Here is a 24,362-nt window from a genome sequence, read left to right on the forward strand (position 1 = left end):
TCAACGATTAAAATGTTTCAGGTTTGCTTTTTTTAGTACAGATTCATATTGGCTAGACATCAGTAAAGTTTGTATTTGAGCTATGAAATCCATAATTACTACAACTACAATAAGTAAAGATGTGCCTCCAAAATAGAAAGGGACCTTCATAGCAATTCTCATAAACTCTGGTACTAAACAAATAAATGTAATATATATTGCGCCAATGAAAGTCAAACGAAACATAATTTTATCAATATACTTTGCAGTTTGTTCTCCCGGTCTAATGCCAGGAACAAATGCTCCCGATTTTTTTAAATTTTCAGCTGTTTCGCGTGGATTAAAGACCAAAGAGGTATAAAAAAAACAAAAAAACATAATAGCTGCGGCATAAAGTAAAATATATAATGGTTGACCTGGTTGTAGATATAAAGAAATTATAGTTAACCATTTCCAACTAGTGTTACTGCCAAACCAAGAAATCACAGTGCCTGGAAACAAAATGATACTAGAAGCAAAGATGGCGGGAATAACACCAGCCATATTTACTTTAAGTGGTAAATGTGTACTTTGAGCAGCATAAATACGACGACCTTGTTGACGTTGAGCATAATGTACTAAAATACGACGCTGTCCTCGCTCCATAAACACAACAAAAAAAGTAACACTCAATACTAAGCAAATAATTAAAATTAAGATGAAAAAATGTAACTCATCTTGTCTCACTTGTTCTATGGTATGTCCTATAGCCAATGGCAACCCAGCAATTATCCCTGAAAAAATAATAATTGAAATACCATTTCCAATTCCTTTACTAGTAATCTGGTCACCTAACCACATTAGAAAAACAGTACCACAAACCAGACTGATTATTGCTACACAATAAAAAGAAAATCCTGGATTAATCACTAATCCCGATACATTTGGTAAACTAGTGACAATGCCTACTGATTGTAATATTCCAAGTATTAAAGTTCCGTAGCGGATATACTGGTTAATTATTCTCCTGCCGCTTTCTCCTTCTTTTTTAATTTCTATTAAAGCAGGGTGTACTGCAGTCAATAACTGAACAATAATCGAAGCTGAAATATATGGCATGATTCCTAAGCTAAAGATAGAAGCGCGACTTAATGAACCTCCAGAAAACATATTAAACATTTCAATAATGGTACCATGTTGCTGTTCAATAATTTTTTCTAAAACAATTAAATCGACTCCTGGAATCGGAATAAAAGATCCTACACGAAAAATGATTAAAGCTCCGATCACAAACATAATTCTACGTTTTAAGTCACTTAACCCGCCTTTGATACTGTGAAAAGTAGATCTAGATCGTCGTTTATTAGTAACTGTCATCATTTTAATTTCAATTACTCCTCTATTTGACCGCCTATAGATTGAATTACAGTTCGTGCGCCTTTGCTGATACGTAATTTACGTATTGTAACAGGCTGTTTGATTTCTCCCGACATTATAATTTTAACAAACTTAATTTTATTTCTGATAATATTATATGTTTTTAAAACATTTAAATCTATTATTTTGTCTGAAATACGAGATAAATCAGATAGTCTAATTTCTTGGGTAACCATAGCCTTGCGAGATACAAATCCAAATTTTGGTAATCTACGATATAACGGAGTCTGTCCTCCCTCAAATCCAAGACGTACCTTACCTCCAGAACGAGATTTTTGTCCTTTATGTCCACGACCTCCTGTTTTACCTAATCCAGATCCTATGCCTCGACCTACTCGTTTACTTAAATGTTTAGATCCTTTGGACGGAGAAATAGTATTAAGATGCATAATTCAATACTCCACTTTGAATGTGTAATCAATTTCAATTAAATCATACCACGGATAAAAGGTGTATCAATGATTTCAAAAATGTTTTTGGTACAACACCATCCCCCCCCTCTCATCTGTCATATAAAGTTGATTGATGTTATAAGATATAAACTTTGATGATAGAGCTTTTAAGCTGAATAAGTTTAATAATTTTTAACATAATTATAATAACTTAAAATTTCTTTCATAGATTTATCTCTTTTTTCTGCAATCATTTCAGGAGATTTCATGTTTTGTAACGCATTTATAGTCGCACGCACTATATTGATGGGATTTGTAGATCCATAAGCTTTTGCTAATACATTATGTATTCCCACTACTTCTAGAATAGCACGCATTGTAGTGCCAGCAATAATTCCAGTTCCTTCAGAAGCAGGTTGCATATAAATTCGAGCACCTGTGTATACTCCTCTAACTGAATGTTGTAGAGTACCTTTATATAAAGAAATAATTACCATATTACGACGGGCTTTTTCCATTGATTTCTGAATTGCTGATGGAACTTCACGAGCTTTACCGTACCCAAATCCTACTCGACCGTTTGTATCTCCTACTACAGTTAGCGCTGTAAAACTAAATACACGGCCACCTTTCACTGTCTTGGATACTCGATTTACTGTAATTAATTTTTCTTGTAATTCACCAGGCTGTTTATCAGTATATTTCATATTGTTTACCTTGATTAAAATCTTAACCCAGTTTTCCTAGCGCAATCAGCCAACGTTTTTACTCTACCATGATATTTAAATCCAGAGCGATCAAAAGATACATTTGTAATACCTTTTTTTATTGACCGTTCCGCAATGATTGTCCCTACTATAGCTGCAGCTTTTTTATTACTAGTTGTTATTAATTGATTGGAAATTAATTTTTCCGCAGTAGAAGCTGTAACTAAAACGTTAGAATTGTCTTTTGAGATTATTTGCGCATAAATATGTCGACAAGTTCGATGTACTACTAATCTTATAGCATCTAATTTATATAACGTTTTTCGTGTTTTTATAGCTCTTTTGATACGAGCATCTTTTTTACTCATGTTATATTCTTCTCTATATGATTGATAATAAATTATTTTTTCTTAGTGTCTTTGTTATATATTATTTCGTCGATATAACGGATACCCTTACCTTTAAAAGGTTCAGGAGGACGCAGTGCTCTTAGATCTGCAGCAACTTGTCCGATAAGTTGTTTATTTATCCCTGTCAAAATAATTTCAGTTTGACTTGGACATGTTGCTGTGATTTCCATAGGTAATATATAATTAATGGAATGAGATAGGCCTATGATTAGGTTGATGGTATTATCTAGAATAGATGCACGATAACCTATTCCTATTAATTGTAGTGTTTTAGTAAACCCTGTTGTAACGCCAGTAATCATACCATTAATTAATGCACGGGTTGTGCCCATCAAGGCTTTATTTTTGACATCAAAACTGTTTGTATAGATTATCAGTTTTGATGTATCACATAATTGTACATTGATCGATTTGTGTAATGTATGAATTAGCGTACCAAGTGAACCGGTAATAGCAACACTATGGTTTTCTATTATCGTGTGTATAGTTATTGTTTTAGGAATAGAAATTATTATTTTATATATATAGTGCGACAATATTTTGGTATTAAGACACATAACATATAATCTCCCCACCAACATTAAGTTGACGAGCTTTATTATCTGTGATTACACCTTTAGAAGTAGAAATGATAACAATACCCATACCAGACATTACTTGAGGCAATTCCTTTCTTTTTTTATAGATACGTAATCCAGGTCGACTAATACGTTTTATAATATCTATAACAGGTTTTCTTTTTTGATAATATTTTAAAAATACTTCTAGAGTTGGTTTGCTGCTATCTTGAACATTGTATTTTTTTATAAATCCTTCTTCTACCAACACATGGGCAATTGCCACCTTTATTGTAGAAGATGGAGTGCAAACTTTTTCTTTTTTAGAAATTTGCCCGTTACGTATAGTAGTTAACATATTTGCGATTGAATCTTGCATACTCATTTTAGCTCCAAGCAGTAAAATATTGTTATAGTTACCAACTAGCTTTTCTTAAACCAGGTATTTCGCCGCGCATGGCAGCTTCACGTACTTTCATACGGCATAATCCAAATTTTCTTAAAAAAGCATGAGGACGTCCAGTATGTCGGCAACGATTACGTTGTCTAGATGGGCTAGAATCGCGTGGTAAAGTTTGTAATTTTAGAACAGCATTCCAACGTGCCTCGTTAGGAATGCTGTTATTAATAATGATTTTTTTTAGAGAAATACGTTGTGTATAATATTTATTAACTAATTTTAAGCGCTTTATTTCGCGTGCCTTTACAGATTCCTTGGTCATGATAAATGCTCTCCTTTTATTTGAAGTAACACGATTATTTTCTAAATGGAAATCGAAATGCAGTTAGTAAAGCATGCGCTTCATTATCAGAAACGGAGTTAGTAGTAATAGTGATATCCATTCCTCGTATATTATCCACAGTATCATAATCAATTTCTGGAAAGATAATTTGCTCATGAATTCCAATACTATAATTACCATGTCCATCAAAAGATTTAATAGATAACCCACGAAAATCACGAATACGAGGCATAGCAATGCAAATAAATCTTTCCAGAAATTCCCACATACGTGAACCTCGTAAAGTTACCTTGCATCCGATTGGTTGACCTTGACGAATTTTAAAACTAGCGATAGATTTGCGTGCTGTGGTGATGACTGGTTTTTGTCCTGAAATTACCATTAAATCTTCTACTGATTGTTCCAAAATCTTTTTATTAGTAACAGATTTGCCTACTCCCATATTAATAGTAATTTTTTTAATTTTAGGTACTTGCATAATAGATCGATAATTAAATTTTTGCATTAAATTTTTTGTTATATTATTTTTATAATCATCATATAATTTAGTCATATACTATTCCAATCATTTAACTATATCTCCATTAGACTTAAAGATACGTATTTTTTTGCCATTTTGTATTGTAAAGCCTACACGATCTGCTTTATTTAAAGTGCTATTAAATATAGCAATGTTAGATAAATCAATGGATGCTTCTTTTTTAATAATGCCTCCTGGTTGATTTTTATTGGGAATAGGTTTTTGATGTTTTTTCACTAAATTTATTCCTGTTACTATAACTTTCCCTTTATTATAAAAAACATACTTTACTTTTCCCCTTTTTCCCTTATCTTTTCCATTTAATATAATAACTTCATCGTTACGTTTAATTTTAGCTGCTGCCATATATATAATACTCCCATCAAAGTACTTCGGGGGCTAGAGAAATAATCTTCATAAATTTTTCATTACGTAATTCACGAGTTACTGGACCAAAAACACGTGTGCCTATAGGTTGGATATTGGTGTCATTTAATAATACACAGGCATTATTATCGAACCTAATAATAGATCCATCTAGGCGGCGTACACCTTTTTTCGTACGTACTACAACAGCTTTTAATACATCACCTTTTTTCACTTTAGCACGTGGTATTGCTTCTTTAATAGTAACTTTAATTACATCTCCTATATTGGCATAACGACGACCAGATCCTCCTAACACTTTAATACACATTGCGTATCGTGCTCCAGAGTTGTCGGCAACATTTAAAACAGTGCGTTCTTGAATCACACAATTACTCCATAGTAGTAATAAAATTTAAATTATTAAAAGATACATTATATATAATATGTATATATTCTTTGATTTATTAGTTATAACTAAAAGTTTATCATTCATTCGTATGATTATTATTTTTTAATAAATTAGATTTTTTGATAACAGAAGTTAGTACCCAAGATTTTGTTTTAGAAATCGGACGGCATTCTTGTATTTCAACAAGATCTCCCATATTACTCTCGTTGTTAGGGTCATGTACATGCAGTTTGGTAGTACGTTTAATAAATTTTTCATATGTTGAATGCTTAATTAATCTTTCTATGGAGACAACAACAGATTTGTTCATTTTTTTATTATATACACGCCCTAGTAGGATACGAATCCTATTGCTCATAGAATAGTCTCCTTTTCATACTTTTTTATTATTAGCTAAATAATTTTTGATAGACGCTATATGGCGACGTACTTTTTTTAATAAATGTAACTGTTTTAATTGACCTGCTTTTGATTGTATACGTAAATTAAAATATTCACGTAATGCTTTTATTAACTCTGACTGAAGTGATATAACAGTGTTATTTTTTTTTTGATTTAATGATTTTATGATGTTATTCATTATTTTCCTATTAAAATAGTTTTAACTGGTAATTTTGATGCACCTAATTTAAAAGCGTTGTATGCTAGTTCTTTTGGCACTCCATTTATTTCATATAATATTTTGCCTGGTTGTACTAAAGCCACCCAATATTCTACATTACCTTTTCCTTTTCCCATGCGTACTTCGAGGGGTTTTTTGGTAATAGGTTTGTCTGGAAATACACGAATCCATATTTTTCCTTGACGTTTTACAGCGTGACTTATAGCACGTCGTGCTGCTTCAATTTGACAAGATTTTAACCGTCCGCGACTAATAGCTTTTAAAGCAAATTGACCAAAGCTAATATTGTCGTTTACTTTTGTTCCCCGGTTACGCCCTTTATGCATTTTACGAAATTTTGTGCGACTTGGTTGCAGAAGCATCGTGCTATCCTTTATACGCGAGTTTTGTGTTTTTTCTTGACAGAATTATTCATCGTTTGATCCCCTGAATGCAGGGTATTCAGTAATATGTCTCCTAAAATTTCCCCCTTAAACACCCATACTTTAATTCCGATTACACCGTACGTAGTACGTGCTTCTGAAAGACTATAATCAATATCAGCACGTAAAGTATGCAATGGAACCCGGCCTTCTCTATACCATTCAGTACGAGCAATCTCAGCCCCGCTTAGTCTTCCACTGACTTCTACTTTAATACCTTTAGCTCCTAAACGCATAGCACTTTGTACAACACGTTTCATTGCTCTCCTAAATACTACTCTACGTTCTAATTGGGATGCGATGTTATCAGCTAACAGCTTGGCATCTAATTCTGGTTTTCGAACTTCAGCGATATTAAGTTGCGTTGGAACACCAGAAATTTTTGCTATATTTTTACGTAATTTTTCAATATCTTCCCCTTTTTTTCCAATTATAAGACCAGGCCTAGCTGTATAAACGGTTACTCTTATACTTTTGGCAGGGCGCTCAATAATTATACGGGATACCAAAGCTTTCGAAAGTTTTTGCATCAAAAACTGACGTACTTTAAAATCATTGCCTAAATTATCAGAAAAATCTTTGTTATTTGCGTACCAGGTAGAATGCCACGTCTTGGTAATACCCAAACGCACACCATTCGGATGTACCTTTTGACCCATTTTTAAATGCTCCGTTCGTTTAAATATAATCTTTTTTTAATTAGATACTACTATAGTAAGATGACTTGTTCGTTTCATGATCTTATCTGATCGTCCTTTAGCACGCGGCATAATTCTTTTAATAGTAGGACCGTTGTCGACAAAAATTTTAATAATTTTTAAATTATTAATATCTAGATTGTCGTTATGTTCCGCATTAGCAATAGCAGATTCTAAGGTCTTTTTTACTAACTCGGCAGATTTTTTGTTGGTATACTTCAAGATATCAAGTGCCTGAGATACTTTTTTCCCTCTTACTGTATTCGCTACTAAACGAAGTTTTTGAGCAGAAGAACGAATATAACGACATCTAGCAATTGTTTCCATACCAAAATATCCTCTATAGCACATCTTATTTTTAAGATCATAAACATATCTTTAATAATGTTTTTTTATTTTCTTATCAACTGAATGACCACGATACGTACGAGTTGGAGCGAATTCACCTAATTTATGTCCAACCATTTCATCTGAAATGAATATGGGTATATGCTGCCGTCCATTATGTACTGATACGGTTAACCCAATCATTCTTGGGAATATTGTTGATCGCCGTGACCAAGTCTTAATAGGTTTTTTATCACCTGTTTCTATTGCTTTTTCTACTTTTTTTAGAAGATGCAAGTCAATAAATGGTCCTTTCTTAATAGAACGTGACATACACAGTTTCCCAATTTTCAAAATTTTATTTATTACGATGAGACAATATAAACTTATTGGTACGTTTATTACTACGGGTTTTTTTTCCTTTGGTTTGCATTCCCCAAGGAGACACAGGATGTTTACCAAAATTTTTTCCTTCTCCTCCTCCATGAGGGTGATCGATTGGATTCATAGCTGTTCCACGGACAGTAGGGCGAGTTCCGCGCCATCTATTGGACCCAGCTTTACCTAACATGCGTAACATATGTTCAGAATTACCAACTTCTCCTACGGTCGCTCGACACTCACAGCGAATTTTGCGTATCTCACCAGATCGCAAACGAAGTATCATATATTTTCCATCACGTGCTACAATTTGTATGTAAGATCCTGCGGATCGGGCTAATTGACCACCTTTTCCTGGTTTCATTTCTACATTATGGATAGTAGATCCGATCGGAATATTACTCATAGGTAAAGCATTGCCTGGTTTGATTGGAACATTTGTCCCAGAACTTACAAAATCTCCTATTTTTACATCTTTTGGCGCTAAAATATAACGATATTCCCCATCTCTATATGAAAGCAATGCTATATTTGCTGAACGATTTGGATCATATTCTAAACGTTTTATCACAGCGGAAACCCCATCCTTGTTACGTTTGAAATCAATTACTCTATAACGTCTTTTATGTCCTCCTCCTATATGTCGCACAGTGATACGACCGTAATTGTTACGTCCACCTGATTTGTTATTAGATTTATTGGATAATAGCGAAGAAAAAGGATTCCCTTTATATAGATCATAGTTTACTAATTTATGTACATGACGTCTACCTGGAGAGGTTGGATTGCATTTAATAATAGGCATCTCTTTTGATCTTCCGTATTTATTTATTCTACCGTATTAATAAAATCTATTTTTTGGCCTTTTTCTAAAATAACATATGCTTTTTTCCAGTCACTACGACAACCAATTTTATTAGCTGTTCTTTTAGATTTCCCTGGTACTATTATAGTGTTTATGGTATCTACTTTCACGGAAAACAACATACTAATAGCATTTTTAATATCTGATTTAGTTGCATATTTTACTACTTTAAAAGAAACAGTATTCTGTCGTTCTAATGTAATAGATGTTTTTTCTGAGATATGTGTAGATCTCAGTATTTTTAATAAACGCTCTTGATAAATCATATTAATTTTTTCTCAATTTTTTTGATAACGTTATCAGCAATTAAAGTAATATTAAAATTTATTAAACTTACTGGATCTATATGTGCTATGGTGCGCACCTCTATTTTGTAAGCGTTGCGCGATGCTAAAACTAGATTTTTATCCAAAAAATCGGTAAATATCAATATACTACTTTTTTTTGATGTTATTTTTCTTAATTTTTCTAAGAATAATTTAGTTTTTGGTTCTCTTATGAATAAATTTTTTACTAAAAATAAACGATTATCACAAACTAATTTAGATAAAATGCTTTTTATTGCCCCTCTATACATTTTTTTATTTATTTTTTGAGTATATAGTTTAGGTTTAGCCGCGAAAGTTACTCCGCCAGAGCGCCAAATGGGACTTTTTACCGATCCAGAACGCGCGCGGCCGGTACCTTTTTGTCGCCAAGGTTTTTTATTAGAACCCGAAACTTCCGATCGACTCTTTTGAGACCGAGTACCTTGACGAGAATTAGTTAAATAAGTAGAAATCACTTGATGTATTAAATCTGGATTAAAAGGGTATTTAAATATTTCATCAGATACAGAAAATTTATTTGAATCTGGCATACTTACTTCTGTTGTAAAATCTCTGATGTCTAATTCCATTTAAATTTTCTCTTTCGTATTTATTTTAACAGATTTTTTTATAGATAAATTACCACCGATTATTCCTGGAACAGCACCTTTAACCAATAATAAATTAAGTTTTACATCAACATTAATAACATCTAAATTTTGTACTGTAATTTTATAATTTCCTAATTGTCCTGCCATTTTTTTGCCTTTAAATACTTTACCAGGAGTTTGATTTTGACCGATAGATCCAGGAGCTCTATGTGATAATGAATTACCATGACTTGCATCTTGCATATGAAAATTCCAACGTTTTATTGTGCCCGAAAACCCCTTTCCCTTAGAAATTCCTGTAATGTCAACCTTTTTAACATCTGTAAAAATCTGTATACTTATAATATCACCCACTGAGATATCTTGTATTTCTTTTTCGCAACGAAACTCCCACAAACCCCGGCCAGCATCAGTTCCTGACTTTATCATATGCCCTGCTTCTGGTTTATTGATATGTTTAAAGTTTTTAACGCCAGTAGTTACTTGAATTGCACAATACCCATCTTTTTCGATTTTTTTTATTTGTGTTACACGATGTGGTGTTATTTTAATCATAGTTACAGGGATAGATACTCCATCTTGATTAAATACACGAGTCATACCCAATTTTTGACCAATTAAACCTTGCATAATATTGGAATACAACCTCTCTATTCTTTTAGTATAAAAATTATTAATTCTATTATTTCACACATAGTACACAAATGAATACCTATGATAGGTGCCATTATCATTCTATATGATACTAACCGAGACTGATTTGCACATCTACTCCTGCCGCTAAATCTAAGCGCATTAAAGCATCTACCGTTTTATCAGTAGGCTCAACGATATCTATCAACCGTTTATGAGTTCGTATTTCATATTGATCCCGCGCATCTTTATTGACATGTGGGGAAATTAAGACAGTGAATCGTTCTTTTCTAGTAGGCAAAGGAATGGGTCCGCGTACTTGAGCGCCAGTACGTTTAGCAGTCTCTACAATTTCTATGGTTGATTTATCTATCAACCGGTGATCAAATGCTTTTAAACGAATACGGATCCTTTGATTTTGCATATTTAAATATAGATTCCCAAAAAAAATTTAACTATTCATAAATAAATTTATATAGACCTTTTGAATATTTCATTTGAAAGCTTAAAGTCTAACGACATAAAACATTTAGGCATTACATCTAATATGTGCGGGTCCCTACGAACACGCTAATCAACTTTTTTATTTTCTATGCAGAAAATTACATCAACTTAGTGTATCAGTAAACAAATAAAAAACAAGATTAATCTATAATAAAATTCAAAATATTGTTTGGTAATTTTAATATTGAAAATATTACAAATAATTTATATTATTTTGATAAATATAGAATTATTTTTTTAACTGTGATTGTATGTAATTATGCATACCAATTTTTATCATGAGATTTAATTCTGTTTCTAGAAAATCAATGTGCTTTTCTTCTTCTTTAAGAATCTGTGTCATTATATCTTTAGATACATAATCTTGTACTGAATCAGCGTATTTGATGCCTTTGCGTAAATTTTCAATACTGTGAAATTCCAAATTAAGGTCAGAGCGCAGAATATCTTCAACATTTTTTTTAATGTTTAATGGATCAAATTTCCTTAAGGTAGGCGTACCTTCTAAAAATAAAATACGTTTTGCATAAAGATCTGCATGACCTAATTCATCCGCATATTCTTGATATTCTATCTTGTTAAGACGCTTTAATCCCCAGTGTTCAAAAATTTTAGAATGTAAAAAATATTGGTTTACAGCAATCAACTCGTCGCTTAATAAATTATTAAGATGGACAATAATGTGATCATCTCCTTTCATAACATCTCCTAAATATGTATCTATGTATATTGTATTTTATGAATTTTTAATTATAAATTAAATATTCTAAAAATTATAACCAGTAACCAGTATTTAATCATATTTGTCTTTTTTATTGAAAAAGTTATAAGATTTGCTGGTGCTGATAAGCAGATTCGAACTGCTGACCTCACCCTTACCAAGGGTGTGCTCTACCTTCTGAGCTATATCAGCATAGTTCTGAGCTATATCACATAAAGTGGACAGTGGGAATTGAACCCACATCATCAGCTTGGAAGGTTGAGGTAATAACCATTATACGATGCCCACTATATATAATTAGAAAATCTATGTTTTTTATATTGTAAATCAATATAACATAAAACTATATTGTTTGTTTATATCATCATTAATAATGATGGGGGAAGGATTTGAACCTTCGAAGTCTATGACGACAGATTTACAGTCTGCTCCCTTTAGCCACTCGGGAACCCCATCAAAATACCATAGAGATGCCGGTAAAAGGATTCGAACCTTTGATCTACTGATTACAAATCAGTTGCTCTTCCTATTGAGCTATACCGGCGATCATTTTTACATCATTTAATACGAATAACCTATCTTTATTTATATAAAGATATGTTACGAAACAAATCTCATCAAAACTGTTGTGTTTAAAATAAAAAATTATTCAAAATATTTGTAAATATATAAACTCATTTTTAATAAAAAATAAAATTATTAATTGTTCTTTCAGAATTTATTATAATACATAATTATAATTAAATCTTTTGTTTTGATCAAGTATTTACATGAAGTTTAATTCTATAAGATGATCATTTATTAATGATAATAGAAACAATATGCTACATGTTTCGTCTGTTCCATTTTTAACTTTCAATCGTAAGGAATGGTCATCTCTTCAAGAGACAATACCGCTAACATTATCTTATAGAGAAATCTTAAATTTAAGGAGAATAAATGCTAATCTTTCTATGAATGAAGTAACAGACATTTATTTACCATTATCGAGATTGCTTAATCTATATATTCATTCGTATGTAAAACGACAAAATGTTTTAGAACAATTTTTAAACACTCAAAATCGACAACATACGCCGTATGTTATTGGTATTGTTGGTGGTGTTGCTGCAGGGAAAAGCACTACAGCTAAAGTTTTACAAGCGTTACTGAGTAAATACCCTGAACACCGTGTTGTGGAATTAGTAACAACTGATGGATTTTTGTATTCTAACAAAGTATTAAAGAAACGACGTTTAATGAAAAAAAAAGGTTTTCCGCAGTCTTATGATATAACTAGTCTAGTAAATTTTATTTCTAAAATTAAATCTGGAGTTAAATCAATAACAATTCCTGTATATTCTCATGTAATATATGACATTATTCCTAATGTTCAACAGGTAATTTGCAAACCAGATATTCTTATCTTGGAAGGATTAAATGTTTTACAAACTGATCACAATTATCATTACAATTTACCTTGTGTTTTTGTATCTGATTTTGTTGATTTTTCTATTTACGTTGATGCTCCAGAATATTTGCTGCAAGAATGGTATATCGATAGATTTTTAAAATTGTGTTACACTACTTTTTATTATCCCGATTCTTATTTTTATCGTTATGCTCAATTATCTGAAAGAAATATGATTTCTATTGCTTCAGAATTATGGACTAAAATAAATAGAGTTAATTTGCGAGAAAATATTTTACCTACTCGGGAACGGGCAAATTTAATTTTAAGAAAGGGCTTGAATCATATAATAAACAAGATCCAATTGAGAAAGTAATAAATAATCATAAAACAACAGTTTTACTTTCCGCAATTATTATTAATATATGTTTTGTCATTGAAATGTTTTGGTCCAATTATATTTGATGACAATAACCATAGATTTTTAGTTGACCAAATAGTTATTTTATTGATTGATGTCATATAGGCTCAAAATATTTTAAATTAAAAATTTTAAAAAAAATTATACTTTAAAGATGATGCATAAACAGAAATATTATTTCCCGAGTAACAACACACTGAACTTATTCGATCAACTATTAATGCTCCATGCATGTTTATTCCAAGCGCTGTACCACATATTGTGCGATCTCCCACTAATAATGTGATTGGTTTATTATATAAATAATCAAAAATCTTCCAATATGCAATAAATGGAGCGAACCCAAAAATTATAAAATCTTTTAATTTTTTGCGTAATACATTAATAAGCGTTGCCACTAAAATATTGCGATCAAGTACGATGCCAGTATCTATCAGATTAATCCAATTTTTACCAATTTTAGTATTTAATGTCGTATCCGTACGTATAGATAAATTAATACCGATACCTATTATTATATGGCTGATATAATCAGTTCTTGTTATAATTTCAATTAAAATTCCCGCTAATTTTTTTTCATGAACATATAAATCATTAGGCCATTTAATTTTAATTTGAGATACACCTAAATTCTTTAATATTTTTGCTACTACAATACTTATCATTAAACTAAATTCAATCATCGTCGGCAGAATTTTATTCCATTTCCAATACATAGATAAGCAAATACTTTCTCCAACAGGAGCTACCCAAATTTTACCACGTCTTCCTCTCCCTTGTGTTTGGTGTTCCGTGACACAAGCATCCCCTGATTTAAAATATGGAATGTTGTCTATTATATATTGATTAGTTGAGTGAACTTTATTTAACACAATTACCCTTCCCTCAGGTAATTGTGTTAAAATCTCAGATTCATTTAGGAAAAGACGAAATGTAGACAAATTGTGATCTTCATCGTATCTTAACAAGATTTTCACATCTCCAAAAAAAATCAATCAATATTTACATTGAATTTCATTAAATTTTACTATTCAAATATATTTACAATTCTATTGTAAAATGAAAGTATTATAAATAGATCTAATTACAAATTGTTAAAATAACATACATATATTGATTATTTACTACATGAATAATTTTTTTGGGTTTATTTCTCCATAATTACCAATTAATCTAACTTCCGGTTGTAAACAAATATTAAATTTATCTGCAACCTTATGATATATGTGAAGAGCTAGTGCTGCAATTTCAGTTCCGGTAGCTATTTGATTATTATTAATTAATATTAATGCCTGTTTAGAATATGTTGCTGCTTCTCCAAACACATAACCTTTTAATTGACACTGCTCTATTAACCATCCTGCCGATAATTTTATTTTACCATTGTTTTGAGAATAATACGGTATATTTGGATAAATTTGAAATAGATAACGTGCTGTTTTAATATCTACTATTGGATTTTTAAAAAAACTACCAGCATTTCCTACTAAAACAGGATCTGGTAGTTTCCTATGTCTAATCATGCAGATAAGATTAAAAACTTGACGAGGTGTAACATGTAATTTATTTAAGTAAGTTAATTCATGATAGTTTAATATAGGTTTCCACTTTTTACGTAATCTCAATCCTACAGACACAATAGCATATTGTTTTAAACGATCTCTAAAAATACTGTCTCTATATTTGAAATTACATTCAGCACAAGTGAAACGAATTTTTCTTCCACTATATAAGTCTATAACATCTACATATTCACATATTTGAGATAACTCAACGCCATAAGCTCCGATATTTTGAATTGGTGCAGCCCCTACATATCCTGGGATACATGCTAAATTTTCTAGACCTGGCATATTTTTATTGATAGTATGCACTACTAATTTATCCCATTTTTCTCCAGCTCCAACATGTAATTGCCATGCTATTTTATTTTCTGTAACAAAAATGCCTTTTATCCTATTTAATAATATTGTGCCAATATAATTTTCTAAGAATAAAATATTACTACCACCTCCTAAAATAAGAACAGGTTTGCCTTGGTTTTGAGCTTCTCTCCAAAATTTTAATAATGTATGTTCATGATATGCTGTTACAATACGTTTAGCGAATGCATTAATGGAAAAGGTATTTAGTGACTTTAATTGAAAATGATGCTTCATGCATTTATTTTTGTTTAAAAACAGATATTATTATCTGTTATTATTTGATAATGATTATTAAATTTTTTTTCATATCGAACGTAACTGCAACTACACTAAAAATATACTTATATTATTTTGTATTTTTCAGTTGTTGTATAAGATTGTATTTATGTTTTATGATTGTAAAACAATTAGTTTAGCTCATAATTTTTTAAAAAATACGAAATAAATACTTTTCCATGTATCACATGGAAAAGTATTTATTTTAACATATAATAATGATTACTGTGAAATTATTTTAATTATTTCAAATGATTTTTTTATTTATAAATTTTCAATTTCATTGAATAAAAACAATGGTATTATTTACAACATCTAAAGTAATTTGTTTACCTGACAACAATTCCCCAGATATTATCTTTTGAGACAATGCATTTTCAATGTGTTGTTGTATAGCGCGCTTTAATGGACGTGCACCGTATACTGGATCAAAACCAACTTTTGATAAAAATACTAGAACTGAATTAGTGATATTAGTATGAGGATATCCTTTTTCTTCCAAACGATCACATACACGCTGTAGTTGAATATTAGCAATTTCCATAAGATGTTCGGTACTAAGAGGATGAAATACTACTATTTCATCTATTCTATTAACAAATTCTGGACGAAAATGTTGATGGACTATGTTTAATACTGTAGCTTTAACTTCTTGATAATCTACGATTCCAAAACGTTTTTGAATTAAATTTGACCCTAAATTAGATGTCATAATAATGACAGTATTATTAAAATTCACCGTACGTCCATGTCCATCTGTTAATCGTCCATCATCTAAAACTTGCAACAATACGTTAAAAATTTCTGGATGCGCTTTTTCTATTTCATCTAGCAAAATAACAGAATATGGTCTACGACGTATTGATTCAGTCAAATATCCTCCTGATTCGTATCCAACATAACCAGGAGGCGCTCCTAATAATTTAGATACAGAATGTTTTTCCATAAATTCAGACATATCAATACGCACCATTGCATTATTAGTATTAAAAAGGAAAATAGATAATGCTTTACACAATTCAGTTTTACCTACTCCAGTAGGCCCTAAAAACATAAATGAACCAATTGGGCGTTTAGGATCAGATAATCCAGAACGATTTCGACGAATAGCATAAGATATTGCTTTTACTGCTTCATCTTGGCCAACAACTAATTGATGTAAAGTACGTTCCATATTTAATAATTTATCTTTTTCATTAGCTAACATGTGAGACATGGGGATACCAGTCCATCGAGATAATACTGCAGCAATTTCTATATCAGTAACGCAATTTCTTAAAAGACGTATTTTTTTATGATTAGATTGTAATATTATAGATAACTTTTTTTCTAATTCTGGGATCTTACCATATTGTAATTCAGACATACGGGCCAAATCACCAATGCGGCGTGATTGATCAATAGCAATTTTTGCTTGTTCTAAATCAGATTTAATACTTTGAGCCTTAGTTAAATCAACTTTTTCTTTTTTCCATTCTTTTTCAAGTTTAACATAATCTTGTTCTTTCTGGATGAGTTCAGCAGTCAATAGATCTAATCGTTTTATGCTAGCATCATCTGATTCTTTTTTTAACGCTTGTTGTTCCAATTTCAACTGTATGATACGCCGTTCTAATCTATCTAATTCTTCTGGTTTTGAATCTATTTGTATGCGAATGCTAGAAGCAGCTTCATCAATTAAATCAATGGCTTTATCAGGTAACTGACGATCAGAAATATATCGATGAGATAAAATTGCAGCAGCTACTATTGCCGGATCAGTAATATGAACATTATGATGTAGTTCATAACGTTCTTTTAATCCACGAAGAATAGCTATAGTATCTTCAACGCTAGGTTCGGCGACAAGTATTTTTTGAAAACGTCGTTCTAAAGCTGCATCCTTTTCAATATATTTTCTATATTCATCAAGTGTAGTTGCTCCAACGCAATGTAATTCACCTCTAGCAAGTCTTGGTTTAAGCATATTACTCGCATCCATTGCTCCATCAACTTTACCTGCTCCAACCATAGCATGCAATTCATCAATGAATAAAATAATATTGCTATCTTCTTTGGATACATCATTTAATACACTTTTTAAACGTTCCTCAAACTCTCCTCTATACTTTGCTCCTGCTAATAATCCTCCCATATCTAAAGCCAATATACGACTATGTTTCAGTCCCTCAGGAACTTCACCATTGATAATACGTTGCGCTAATCCTTCCACAATAGCAGTCTTTCCTACTCCGGGTTGTCCGATAAGAACAGGATTATTTTTGGTACGTCTTTGTAATACTTGAATAGTGCGACGAATCTCTTCATCTCGACCAATAACAGGATCGAGATTACCTTGTTCTGCGAATTTAGTTATATCGACAGTAAATTTTTGTAACGCTTGACGTTGAGATTCTGACCGTTGATTATCAACTGAATGATTATTACGTATATAATCTATTGATTTTTTTATGTTTTCTGGATTTATTCCAGATTTTTTTAATAAATCATTTAATGTTCCATGAGTTTCAATGGATGCTAAAACAAACATTTCTGATGCGATAAAAGTATCATTATGTTTTTGCGCTAATTTATCACATACATTTAATATTCTAATTAAATCATGAGAACATTGAATGTTTCCGTTAATACCTTCTACTTTTGGTAGACGATCGCATGTCTGTTCAACTAATGTAGTGAACTGAGATATATTAAGTCCAGCATGATCCAATATCTGATATACTGACCCATTTTTTTCTTTTAGAAAAGCAAGCATTACATGAATGGGCTCAACAAACTGATTATCTTTTCTAAGTGCTATGGATTGAGCATCAGAAATAGCTAATTGAAAATTATGAGTAAAATGATCTAACCGCATAATATTCATGTTCCTCTTACAATAGTATATAATATCAATTATGTATTACACACAGTACGCATCTATTCTGGATATGGAGATTAACTATTAAAATTCAAGCACCTAAACTACTGGAACAAAAGTATATTTTCATTCTCTTAAAAATTAGTTAATATAACTCATAAATTTTAAAAATATATGATATGGTACTAACTACAGTTTAGTTTAGGATATGATTTTTTGTACGAAAGATTATAAGTTTGCGGCTATATTTTCTAATAATTTGTATGTAATAAAAATCCCTATTATGAGCATAGATAATGTTATTTAATATTTTCTTTCATTTTTCCTTAATATATTGATTAATGTCATAATATCCCGTGGTAAAGGTATGTCCCATTTCATTTTTATTTTAGTAATAGGATGATATAATTGTAATGTCGCCGCATGTAATGCTTGACGATTTAGCATATGTAAACAGTCATTGATCTCATCAGATACACCTTTCATGAAATAAGTTGATTTTCCATATTTATGATCTCCTAATAACGGATGATTAATGTAGGCCATATGTACACGAATTTGATGAGTTCTTCCAGTTTCAAGACGTACACGAATTCTGGTATACATACTAAATGATTCTGTAATAAAATAATGAGTTACGGCTGATTTCCCCATAGGGTTAACTGTCATACAGGTACGATGAACAGCATGTCTTCGAATAGGTTGATTGATCGTTCCTTTATTATGTAAAAATTTCCCAAGAACTATCGCTTCATATTCCCTAGTAATTTTTTTTTCTTTGAACAATTGCAATAAATTATGATATGCAATAATATTTTTGGCAATAACCATTAAACCAGTAGTGTCCTTATCTAATCGTTGGACAATACCTGCTCGGGATACTTCTGTGATATATGGATACTTGTATAGCAAAGCATTTAGTATAGTACCTGAATAATTGCCAGCCCCAGGATGGACTACCATATTTTTTGTTTTGTTTATTACTACGATATCATTGTCTTCATATATAATCTCGAGAGGAATATCTTGAGGAATGATATTATTATCAATCTCAACAATATCTTTTATTTCAATGAATTCACCGCCTATCATTTTTTTTTTAGGTATAATAACTGTCTGATTATTAACGTTTACTTTTTTAGACAGGATCCAACATTTTATTTTAGAACGTGAATAAATTGGCAGTAATTCAGAGAGAACACAATCTAATCGTTTTCCAGATTGATATTTCTGCACAATCATAGGTTTTATAATATAAGATTTAGGTGTTATCATATTGATATACGATTAACGACTGAGTTTCAATGCAACCAAATTATTGTATAGTTACATTTGATTAAATAAATATAGATACATATTGTTGGCGAACATTTATATACTAATAGGGAGTATTAATAAAATTTTTATGAAATGTATTCAATACTGTATAATGATGATATTAATTATTAATATCATTATGATTTCTTATACCTCTGCTTCTGTTAATGTTTTAAATGACACTACTTATAATCTTTACAAGTCCGCTCAAAGAAAATTATATAACACTGATTATAAAGAAGCTACAGAGGACTTGATAAGTTTATTAAACTTATATTTATTAGACCCTTGCCCGCAGCAAATTTATTTAGATTTAATTTACGCTTATTACAAGTTAAACGATTTAAAATCCACAAATCATTACATAGAATATTTTTTAAAATCATATCCTAATCATAAACATTTTGATTATGTATTATACATGCGTGGCGTACTCAACATGTGCTTAGATGAAGATAATAAAAAATTAATAAAATATTTAAATATAAATTGGTTTGATCGTGATCCCATGTATGCATGCATAGCATTCCATACTTTTTCAAAACTTATACATCAATATCCAAATAGCCAATATTCTGCAGACGCTTATAAACGTTTAATTTTTTTAAAAAATAGAATAGCTGAACATGAACTTTCTATTGTAAAATTTTATGCTAAAAAATATGCTTACATATCAGTAATAGTTCGTGTAGAAAAAATGTTACATCAATTTCCAGATACTCAAGCAACTCGCAAAGCACTATATTATATGCAACAAGCTTATCGAAATATATATTTGCCGGATCAAGCTAACAAAGTAGCAAAAATTATTGCTACTAATCCAGTATATTAATTCAAATATACTTTTATAAATATAATGTCTATATCAGTGGATGTTATATGATTGAAACAATGTTTTTAATATTGTGTATATTGAAACATAATATAATATGTGTACAGAATTGAATATTGATTCGTATAAATATTAATTTATAATAATGATACTGCTGACATTCGAAAAACCTCAAATTATCTACAGATATTATATTTAAATATGAAAATATAACCATTAATGAGTTTTTTATGATTTACAAATCTATAGCGCATGTAGCATTTTTGGGTCCTAAAGGATCATATTCTCATATTGCCGCTACACAGTATGCTAGTCGTCATTTTGATCAAGTCATAGAGTATAGTTGTCAAAGATTTGATGATGTTTTTACTTTAGTAGAATGTGATCAGGCAGAATACGGTGTAATTCCCATAGAAAATTCTAGTTCTGGATTAATCGATGAAATAGGTGAATTATTACTAAACACCCGATTGTTGTTAGTAGACGAAATTACTATTCCTGTCAATCATTGTGTTTTGGTCAATAATCATACTGATATAAATCAAATTCAAATTATATACAGCCATCCTCAACCCGTTCAGCAATGTAGTAAATTTTTAAAATGTTTCTCAGAATGGAAGATTGTATTTTGTGAAAGCAGTGCAGTTGCCATGGAAACGATATCTAAATTAAATCAATCCAATTTGGCAGCTTTGGGCAGTATACAGGGAGGTAAATTTTATGGATTAAATTCATTATTGACATATAATCTTGCTAATTCTTACAAAAATACAACTAGATTTATTATTTTAAAAAATAAAAATGTTGTAGTTATTAATTGCTCTATAGCTAGAAAAACTGTTTTTATGGTCTCTATTGAAGGACAATCGGAGAAATTGTATGAAATATTAAATGTGTTACAATTTTATAATACTCACACAACTTATTTAAGAGCACGTCTCTTATCATATGAAAGATTAAAAAATATAGTTATTATTGAAATGATGGCGCATATAAATAATATATATACACAACAGATCTTTTCGGAATTACAAAAAATTGCCTATTCATTAAAAATATTAGGTTGTTATTAGGTGAATCTAATCACTGAGGTAGTTCAATACTGCAATAAATTTTATAATTTATATGTTATTCAACATATAAATTATAAAATTTATTGCAGAAAATAATGGATACTTGTAATCGTATATATGCTATTCAATTATTTTAAAAAATAAATATATATATATTTTTGTGCATGTAAAATAATTTTTAAATTTAAAAAATTATCTTATATAGCAAACTATTAGGCCTACACAAGTAGGCTTTAATTAAAAATTACCACCATATAATTAAAATAATTATTCGGATTATTATTTACGTTATACATTATCTTTATAATTATTAACGTGACGTAATATCTTACGACTTTCTTTAAAAAAAAGATCAGTATATGAGCCAAACCAATTTTGAATTTTTTTAAATTGATCAATCAATTCTTGTTTTTTATCCTGTTCTAATAATGTTACAATCCTACCTAATCTTCTATAATAACGTTTAATCAATATGAGATTGTTTTTGGAATTCATGATGATATCAGCATATAACTGAGGATCTTGATTAAATAATTTCCCTATTGTTATTAGTTTCAATCGAAATGTTGGTGAAGCCAGAAATAGCATTTTTTTTAAATTAATGTTTTCTTTTAAAAAATGATATCCAGTTACAAAAGTAATAAAATGACATAATCCTTGCATAATACTCATATATTGATCATGTTCTATTGTATTGCAGGAATGCAATCTTGCACCCCACAATTGTATTTGCTCTAATAACCATTGATACGCTTCTGGATAACGTCCTTCGCAGTAAATTACTACTTGTTTTACCATACTTCCATGGTCTGGATTAAACATAGGGTGTAATCCTAATACTGGACCAGTGTGCGCAGACAATATAGCATTGAAGGATATTTTTTTTACAGATGATAAATCTACTATAATGCAGTTTGGGGGGGGTAGATATGATAATTTTTCAACTACATTAGTAACTGAATGAATAGGAACGCTAATTACTATCATCCCGGCATCGGTTAACATTGATTTTGCATGCCCCCAGTTATCTTTATCCAAAATTCGCACTTTATATCCTGATAAAGTTAACATTTTATAAAAAAATTGCCCCATTTGTCCTTTTCCACCAATGATCACAATTGGCCCTAAGTTTGGATGCAACGTTTTAAATCCTTTTTCATTCTCATTATAATAAGATTCACTTATAATGCGACGCAATATATCTTCTACTAAATCTGGAGAAATACCTAATTCTAATGCTTCTTGTCTCCGACAGGAGATTATCATTTCTTCTCTATCTGGTGAATAAATAAATAATCCACAACGACTTTTTATTTCTCCTATTTTTGAAACTAAAAAAAGTCGTTGAGATAACAATCTTAATAAATTCTGATCTATTTTATCAATTTTATTGCGTAAAGTATTTAGTTCTGTTGTCATGCCATTTCAGCTCCCGATATGCGATTGATAAGCAATGGTTTGAGTTCTTTATGTAAATCATATAGTAAGTGTTTGGTTGTTTTCCAATCTATGCACGCATCGGTAACTGATATTCCGTATTGTGTTGTAGAAGATGATAAATTGATGGATTGATTACCAGAATGAATATAACTTTCTATCATCAATCCAATAATAGAACGGTTTCCGCATTTAATTTGGCGTAAAATGGATCGTGCTACATCAACCTGACGACGATAATCTTTGTTAGAATTACCATGACTGCAATCTACCATTAATGCTAAGGGTAATTTAGCTTCTATTATTTTTTGTTCACAATCAATAATATTTTCCGGATAATAATTAGGATTTTCTCCTCCCCTTAAAATTATATGAACATTAGGATTGCCTTTAGTATGTAGTAAACATACTTGACCTGATTGGTTGATGCTAATGTAACGATGAGGTAGCATTGCAGCATGTATTGCGTTAACTGCATTATAAAAATTTCCGTTGGTACTGTTTTTAAATCCTACAGGTGTATATAAGCCAGACGCTATTTCTCGATGTATTTGGGATTCTGTAGTACGTGCTCCAATAGATGACCAACTGAAGAGTTCTCCAATATATTGTGGAATATACGGATTTAATACTTCAGTAGCCAGTGGTAATCCAATTTTTATTAATTCTACCAGCATATGTCGAGCAATTTTTAAACCCAATTCAATGTCGTTGGAACCATTCATATGTGGATCGTTAATTAATCCTTTCCAACCAATGCTAGTACGAGGTTTTTCTAAATATACACGCATAACGATATATAATTGATCCTGCAACTCTGTTGATAAGGTTTTTAATTTATTAGCGTAATCAAAAGTAGCATTAACATCATGAATAGAACAAGGACCGCATATTACCAATAGACGCGGATCACGCCTATGAATAATATTCATAATTATATTTTGAGAATCTACAACGGTTTTCTGTTCAAAATATGTTACAGGAAATTGAGTCTTTAATTGTTTAGGAGTAATGATTGGGTATGTGTTATCGATATAGATATTATCGTGCTCATTTTTCTGCATATTATTATCCTTAATATAATTAGGCATTGTATAATAAATTTATAAAACTAAAATAATCATTAAAAATGATAACATATATCATATTATATATACACATATAAAACTAACGTAAATATAGTTATATATTATTATTTTTAATAAATTATTATAAATTGGTGAACTGAGTGACATTT

The 24,362-nt window shown here is 30.5% G+C and carries 31 protein-coding genes and 4 tRNA genes; 3 read left to right on the forward strand and 32 right to left on the reverse strand.

Annotated features, from left to right (window positions below):
* From secY to M9397_RS01735, 26 genes are all read right to left on the reverse strand, one after another.
* Positions 1 to 1,335: a preprotein translocase subunit SecY gene (gene secY, locus M9397_RS01610; protein WP_250227198.1), complete on the reverse strand. Its 1,335-nt coding sequence runs from the start codon at positions 1,333 to 1,335 to the stop codon at positions 1 to 3.
* Between the two features lie 14 nt (positions 1,336 to 1,349).
* Positions 1,350 to 1,784 carry a 50S ribosomal protein L15 gene (gene rplO / locus M9397_RS01615; protein ID WP_250226663.1) on the reverse strand — a complete coding sequence of 145 codons (435 nt, stop codon included), beginning with the start codon at positions 1,782 to 1,784 and terminating at the stop codon, positions 1,350 to 1,352.
* A gap of 185 nt (positions 1,785 to 1,969) precedes the next feature.
* On the reverse strand, positions 1,970 to 2,494 hold the full coding sequence (gene rpsE, locus M9397_RS01620; RefSeq protein ID WP_250226664.1) for a 30S ribosomal protein S5: 525 nt from the start codon (positions 2,492 to 2,494) through the stop codon (positions 1,970 to 1,972).
* A 14-nt stretch (positions 2,495 to 2,508) separates the two neighbouring features.
* Positions 2,509 to 2,862 (reverse strand): 50S ribosomal protein L18, encoded by a 354-nt coding sequence (gene rplR / locus M9397_RS01625; RefSeq protein ID WP_250226665.1) that lies wholly within the window; start codon positions 2,860 to 2,862, stop codon positions 2,509 to 2,511.
* Between the two features lie 32 nt (positions 2,863 to 2,894).
* On the reverse strand, positions 2,895 to 3,461 hold the full coding sequence (gene rplF / locus M9397_RS01630; RefSeq protein ID WP_250259543.1) for a 50S ribosomal protein L6: 567 nt from the start codon (positions 3,459 to 3,461) through the stop codon (positions 2,895 to 2,897).
* On the reverse strand, positions 3,451 to 3,846 hold the full coding sequence (gene rpsH / locus M9397_RS01635; protein WP_250226667.1) for a 30S ribosomal protein S8: 396 nt from the start codon (positions 3,844 to 3,846) through the stop codon (positions 3,451 to 3,453). The genes rplF and rpsH overlap by 11 nt, the downstream gene beginning before the upstream one ends.
* Before the next feature lie 31 nt (positions 3,847 to 3,877).
* On the reverse strand, positions 3,878 to 4,183 hold the full coding sequence (rpsN, locus tag M9397_RS01640; protein WP_250226668.1) for a 30S ribosomal protein S14: 306 nt from the start codon (positions 4,181 to 4,183) through the stop codon (positions 3,878 to 3,880).
* A 34-nt stretch (positions 4,184 to 4,217) separates the two neighbouring features.
* Positions 4,218 to 4,757: a 50S ribosomal protein L5 gene (rplE, locus tag M9397_RS01645; RefSeq protein ID WP_250226669.1), complete on the reverse strand. Its 540-nt coding sequence runs from the start codon at positions 4,755 to 4,757 to the stop codon at positions 4,218 to 4,220.
* A gap of 12 nt (positions 4,758 to 4,769) precedes the next feature.
* Positions 4,770 to 5,090 carry a 50S ribosomal protein L24 gene (gene rplX / locus M9397_RS01650; protein ID WP_250259545.1) on the reverse strand — a complete coding sequence of 107 codons (321 nt, stop codon included), beginning with the start codon at positions 5,088 to 5,090 and terminating at the stop codon, positions 4,770 to 4,772.
* A 16-nt stretch (positions 5,091 to 5,106) separates the two neighbouring features.
* Positions 5,107 to 5,478, reverse strand: a complete 372-nt coding sequence (rplN, locus tag M9397_RS01655; protein WP_250226671.1) for a 50S ribosomal protein L14 — start codon at positions 5,476 to 5,478, stop codon at positions 5,107 to 5,109.
* 100 nt (positions 5,479 to 5,578) lie between these two features.
* A complete protein-coding gene (gene rpsQ, locus M9397_RS01660; RefSeq protein ID WP_250226672.1) occupies positions 5,579 to 5,860 on the reverse strand; it encodes a 30S ribosomal protein S17 in 282 nt (93 codons plus the stop codon).
* Between the two features lie 15 nt (positions 5,861 to 5,875).
* Entirely contained in the window at positions 5,876 to 6,082 is a 207-nt protein-coding gene (gene rpmC / locus M9397_RS01665; RefSeq protein ID WP_250226673.1) for a 50S ribosomal protein L29, read from the reverse strand.
* Complete coding sequence (gene rplP / locus M9397_RS01670) at positions 6,082 to 6,486, reverse strand: 50S ribosomal protein L16 (RefSeq protein ID WP_250226674.1); 405 nt, start codon at positions 6,484 to 6,486, stop codon at positions 6,082 to 6,084. The genes rpmC and rplP overlap by 1 nt, the downstream gene beginning before the upstream one ends.
* 11 nt (positions 6,487 to 6,497) lie before the next feature.
* Positions 6,498 to 7,205 carry a 30S ribosomal protein S3 gene (gene rpsC / locus M9397_RS01675; RefSeq protein ID WP_250226675.1) on the reverse strand — a complete coding sequence of 236 codons (708 nt, stop codon included), beginning with the start codon at positions 7,203 to 7,205 and terminating at the stop codon, positions 6,498 to 6,500.
* Between the two features lie 36 nt (positions 7,206 to 7,241).
* Positions 7,242 to 7,571, reverse strand: coding sequence for a 50S ribosomal protein L22 (gene rplV / locus M9397_RS01680; RefSeq protein WP_250226676.1), 330 nt, complete (start codon positions 7,569 to 7,571; stop codon positions 7,242 to 7,244).
* 51 nt (positions 7,572 to 7,622) lie between these two features.
* Positions 7,623 to 7,904 (reverse strand): 30S ribosomal protein S19, encoded by a 282-nt coding sequence (gene rpsS / locus M9397_RS01685; RefSeq protein WP_250226677.1) that lies wholly within the window; start codon positions 7,902 to 7,904, stop codon positions 7,623 to 7,625.
* A gap of 25 nt (positions 7,905 to 7,929) precedes the next feature.
* Entirely contained in the window at positions 7,930 to 8,757 is an 828-nt protein-coding gene (rplB, locus tag M9397_RS01690) for a 50S ribosomal protein L2 (RefSeq protein WP_250259547.1), read from the reverse strand.
* Positions 8,758 to 8,780: 23 nt separating this feature from the next.
* On the reverse strand, positions 8,781 to 9,083 hold the full coding sequence (gene rplW / locus M9397_RS01695) for a 50S ribosomal protein L23 (RefSeq protein WP_250226679.1): 303 nt from the start codon (positions 9,081 to 9,083) through the stop codon (positions 8,781 to 8,783).
* Positions 9,080 to 9,715: a 50S ribosomal protein L4 gene (rplD, locus tag M9397_RS01700; RefSeq protein ID WP_420022198.1), complete on the reverse strand. Its 636-nt coding sequence runs from the start codon at positions 9,713 to 9,715 to the stop codon at positions 9,080 to 9,082. Before rplD ends, rplW begins: the two co-directional genes overlap by 4 nt.
* Complete coding sequence (gene rplC, locus M9397_RS01705) at positions 9,716 to 10,366, reverse strand: 50S ribosomal protein L3 (RefSeq protein WP_250226680.1); 651 nt, start codon at positions 10,364 to 10,366, stop codon at positions 9,716 to 9,718.
* A 115-nt stretch (positions 10,367 to 10,481) separates the two neighbouring features.
* On the reverse strand, positions 10,482 to 10,793 hold the full coding sequence (gene rpsJ, locus M9397_RS01710) for a 30S ribosomal protein S10 (protein WP_250226681.1): 312 nt from the start codon (positions 10,791 to 10,793) through the stop codon (positions 10,482 to 10,484).
* A 309-nt stretch (positions 10,794 to 11,102) separates the two neighbouring features.
* Positions 11,103 to 11,573 carry a bacterioferritin gene (gene bfr / locus M9397_RS01715; protein ID WP_250226682.1) on the reverse strand — a complete coding sequence of 157 codons (471 nt, stop codon included), beginning with the start codon at positions 11,571 to 11,573 and terminating at the stop codon, positions 11,103 to 11,105.
* Between the two features lie 137 nt (positions 11,574 to 11,710).
* Positions 11,711 to 11,786: transfer RNA gene (locus M9397_RS01720), tRNA-Thr, on the reverse strand.
* Positions 11,787 to 11,810: 24 nt separating this feature from the next.
* A tRNA-Gly gene (locus M9397_RS01725) sits at positions 11,811 to 11,882 on the reverse strand.
* A gap of 86 nt (positions 11,883 to 11,968) precedes the next feature.
* Positions 11,969 to 12,050 (reverse strand) — tRNA-Tyr (locus M9397_RS01730).
* A gap of 15 nt (positions 12,051 to 12,065) precedes the next feature.
* A tRNA-Thr gene (locus M9397_RS01735) sits at positions 12,066 to 12,138 on the reverse strand.
* A 277-nt stretch (positions 12,139 to 12,415) separates the two neighbouring features.
* Between M9397_RS01735 and coaA the strand changes: the two genes are divergently transcribed.
* The gene (coaA, locus tag M9397_RS01740; RefSeq protein ID WP_250259549.1) at positions 12,416 to 13,360 is read left to right on the forward strand and encodes a type I pantothenate kinase; all 945 of its coding nucleotides are present in this window, start codon (positions 12,416 to 12,418) and stop codon (positions 13,358 to 13,360) included.
* A gap of 176 nt (positions 13,361 to 13,536) precedes the next feature.
* On the opposite strand, the gene M9397_RS01745 is transcribed toward coaA, so the two are convergent.
* From M9397_RS01745 to rluD, 4 genes are all read right to left on the reverse strand, one after another.
* Positions 13,537 to 14,382, reverse strand: a complete 846-nt coding sequence (locus tag M9397_RS01745) for a biotin--[acetyl-CoA-carboxylase] ligase (RefSeq protein ID WP_250226684.1) — start codon at positions 14,380 to 14,382, stop codon at positions 13,537 to 13,539.
* A 147-nt stretch (positions 14,383 to 14,529) separates the two neighbouring features.
* Entirely contained in the window at positions 14,530 to 15,564 is a 1,035-nt protein-coding gene (gene murB, locus M9397_RS01750) for a UDP-N-acetylmuramate dehydrogenase (protein WP_250226685.1), read from the reverse strand.
* 322 nt (positions 15,565 to 15,886) lie between these two features.
* Positions 15,887 to 18,463 (reverse strand): ATP-dependent chaperone ClpB, encoded by a 2,577-nt coding sequence (gene clpB, locus M9397_RS01755; protein WP_250259551.1) that lies wholly within the window; start codon positions 18,461 to 18,463, stop codon positions 15,887 to 15,889.
* 306 nt (positions 18,464 to 18,769) lie between these two features.
* Entirely contained in the window at positions 18,770 to 19,741 is a 972-nt protein-coding gene (gene rluD / locus M9397_RS01760) for a 23S rRNA pseudouridine(1911/1915/1917) synthase RluD (RefSeq protein WP_250259553.1), read from the reverse strand.
* A gap of 154 nt (positions 19,742 to 19,895) precedes the next feature.
* On the opposite strand from rluD, the gene bamD reads away from it, so the two are divergent.
* Together bamD and M9397_RS01770 are read left to right on the forward strand one after the other, a co-directional pair.
* A complete protein-coding gene (bamD, locus tag M9397_RS01765) occupies positions 19,896 to 20,615 on the forward strand; it encodes an outer membrane protein assembly factor BamD (protein ID WP_250259555.1) in 720 nt (239 codons plus the stop codon).
* A 230-nt stretch (positions 20,616 to 20,845) separates the two neighbouring features.
* Positions 20,846 to 21,688, forward strand: coding sequence for a prephenate dehydratase domain-containing protein (locus tag M9397_RS01770; protein ID WP_250259557.1), 843 nt, complete (start codon positions 20,846 to 20,848; stop codon positions 21,686 to 21,688).
* 288 nt (positions 21,689 to 21,976) lie between these two features.
* Here M9397_RS01770 and tyrA read toward each other — a convergent pair whose 3' ends face one another.
* A complete protein-coding gene (gene tyrA / locus M9397_RS01775; RefSeq protein ID WP_250259559.1) occupies positions 21,977 to 23,107 on the reverse strand; it encodes a bifunctional chorismate mutase/prephenate dehydrogenase in 1,131 nt (376 codons plus the stop codon).
* Positions 23,104 to 24,189 (reverse strand): 3-deoxy-7-phosphoheptulonate synthase, encoded by a 1,086-nt coding sequence (locus tag M9397_RS01780; protein WP_250226690.1) that lies wholly within the window; start codon positions 24,187 to 24,189, stop codon positions 23,104 to 23,106. The genes tyrA and M9397_RS01780 overlap by 4 nt, the downstream gene beginning before the upstream one ends.
* Positions 24,190 to 24,362: the final 173 nt, after the last annotated feature.

It is taken from the genome of Blochmannia endosymbiont of Camponotus sp. C-003, assembly GCF_023585685.1.
Classification (GTDB): domain Bacteria; phylum Pseudomonadota; class Gammaproteobacteria; order Enterobacterales; family Enterobacteriaceae; genus Blochmanniella.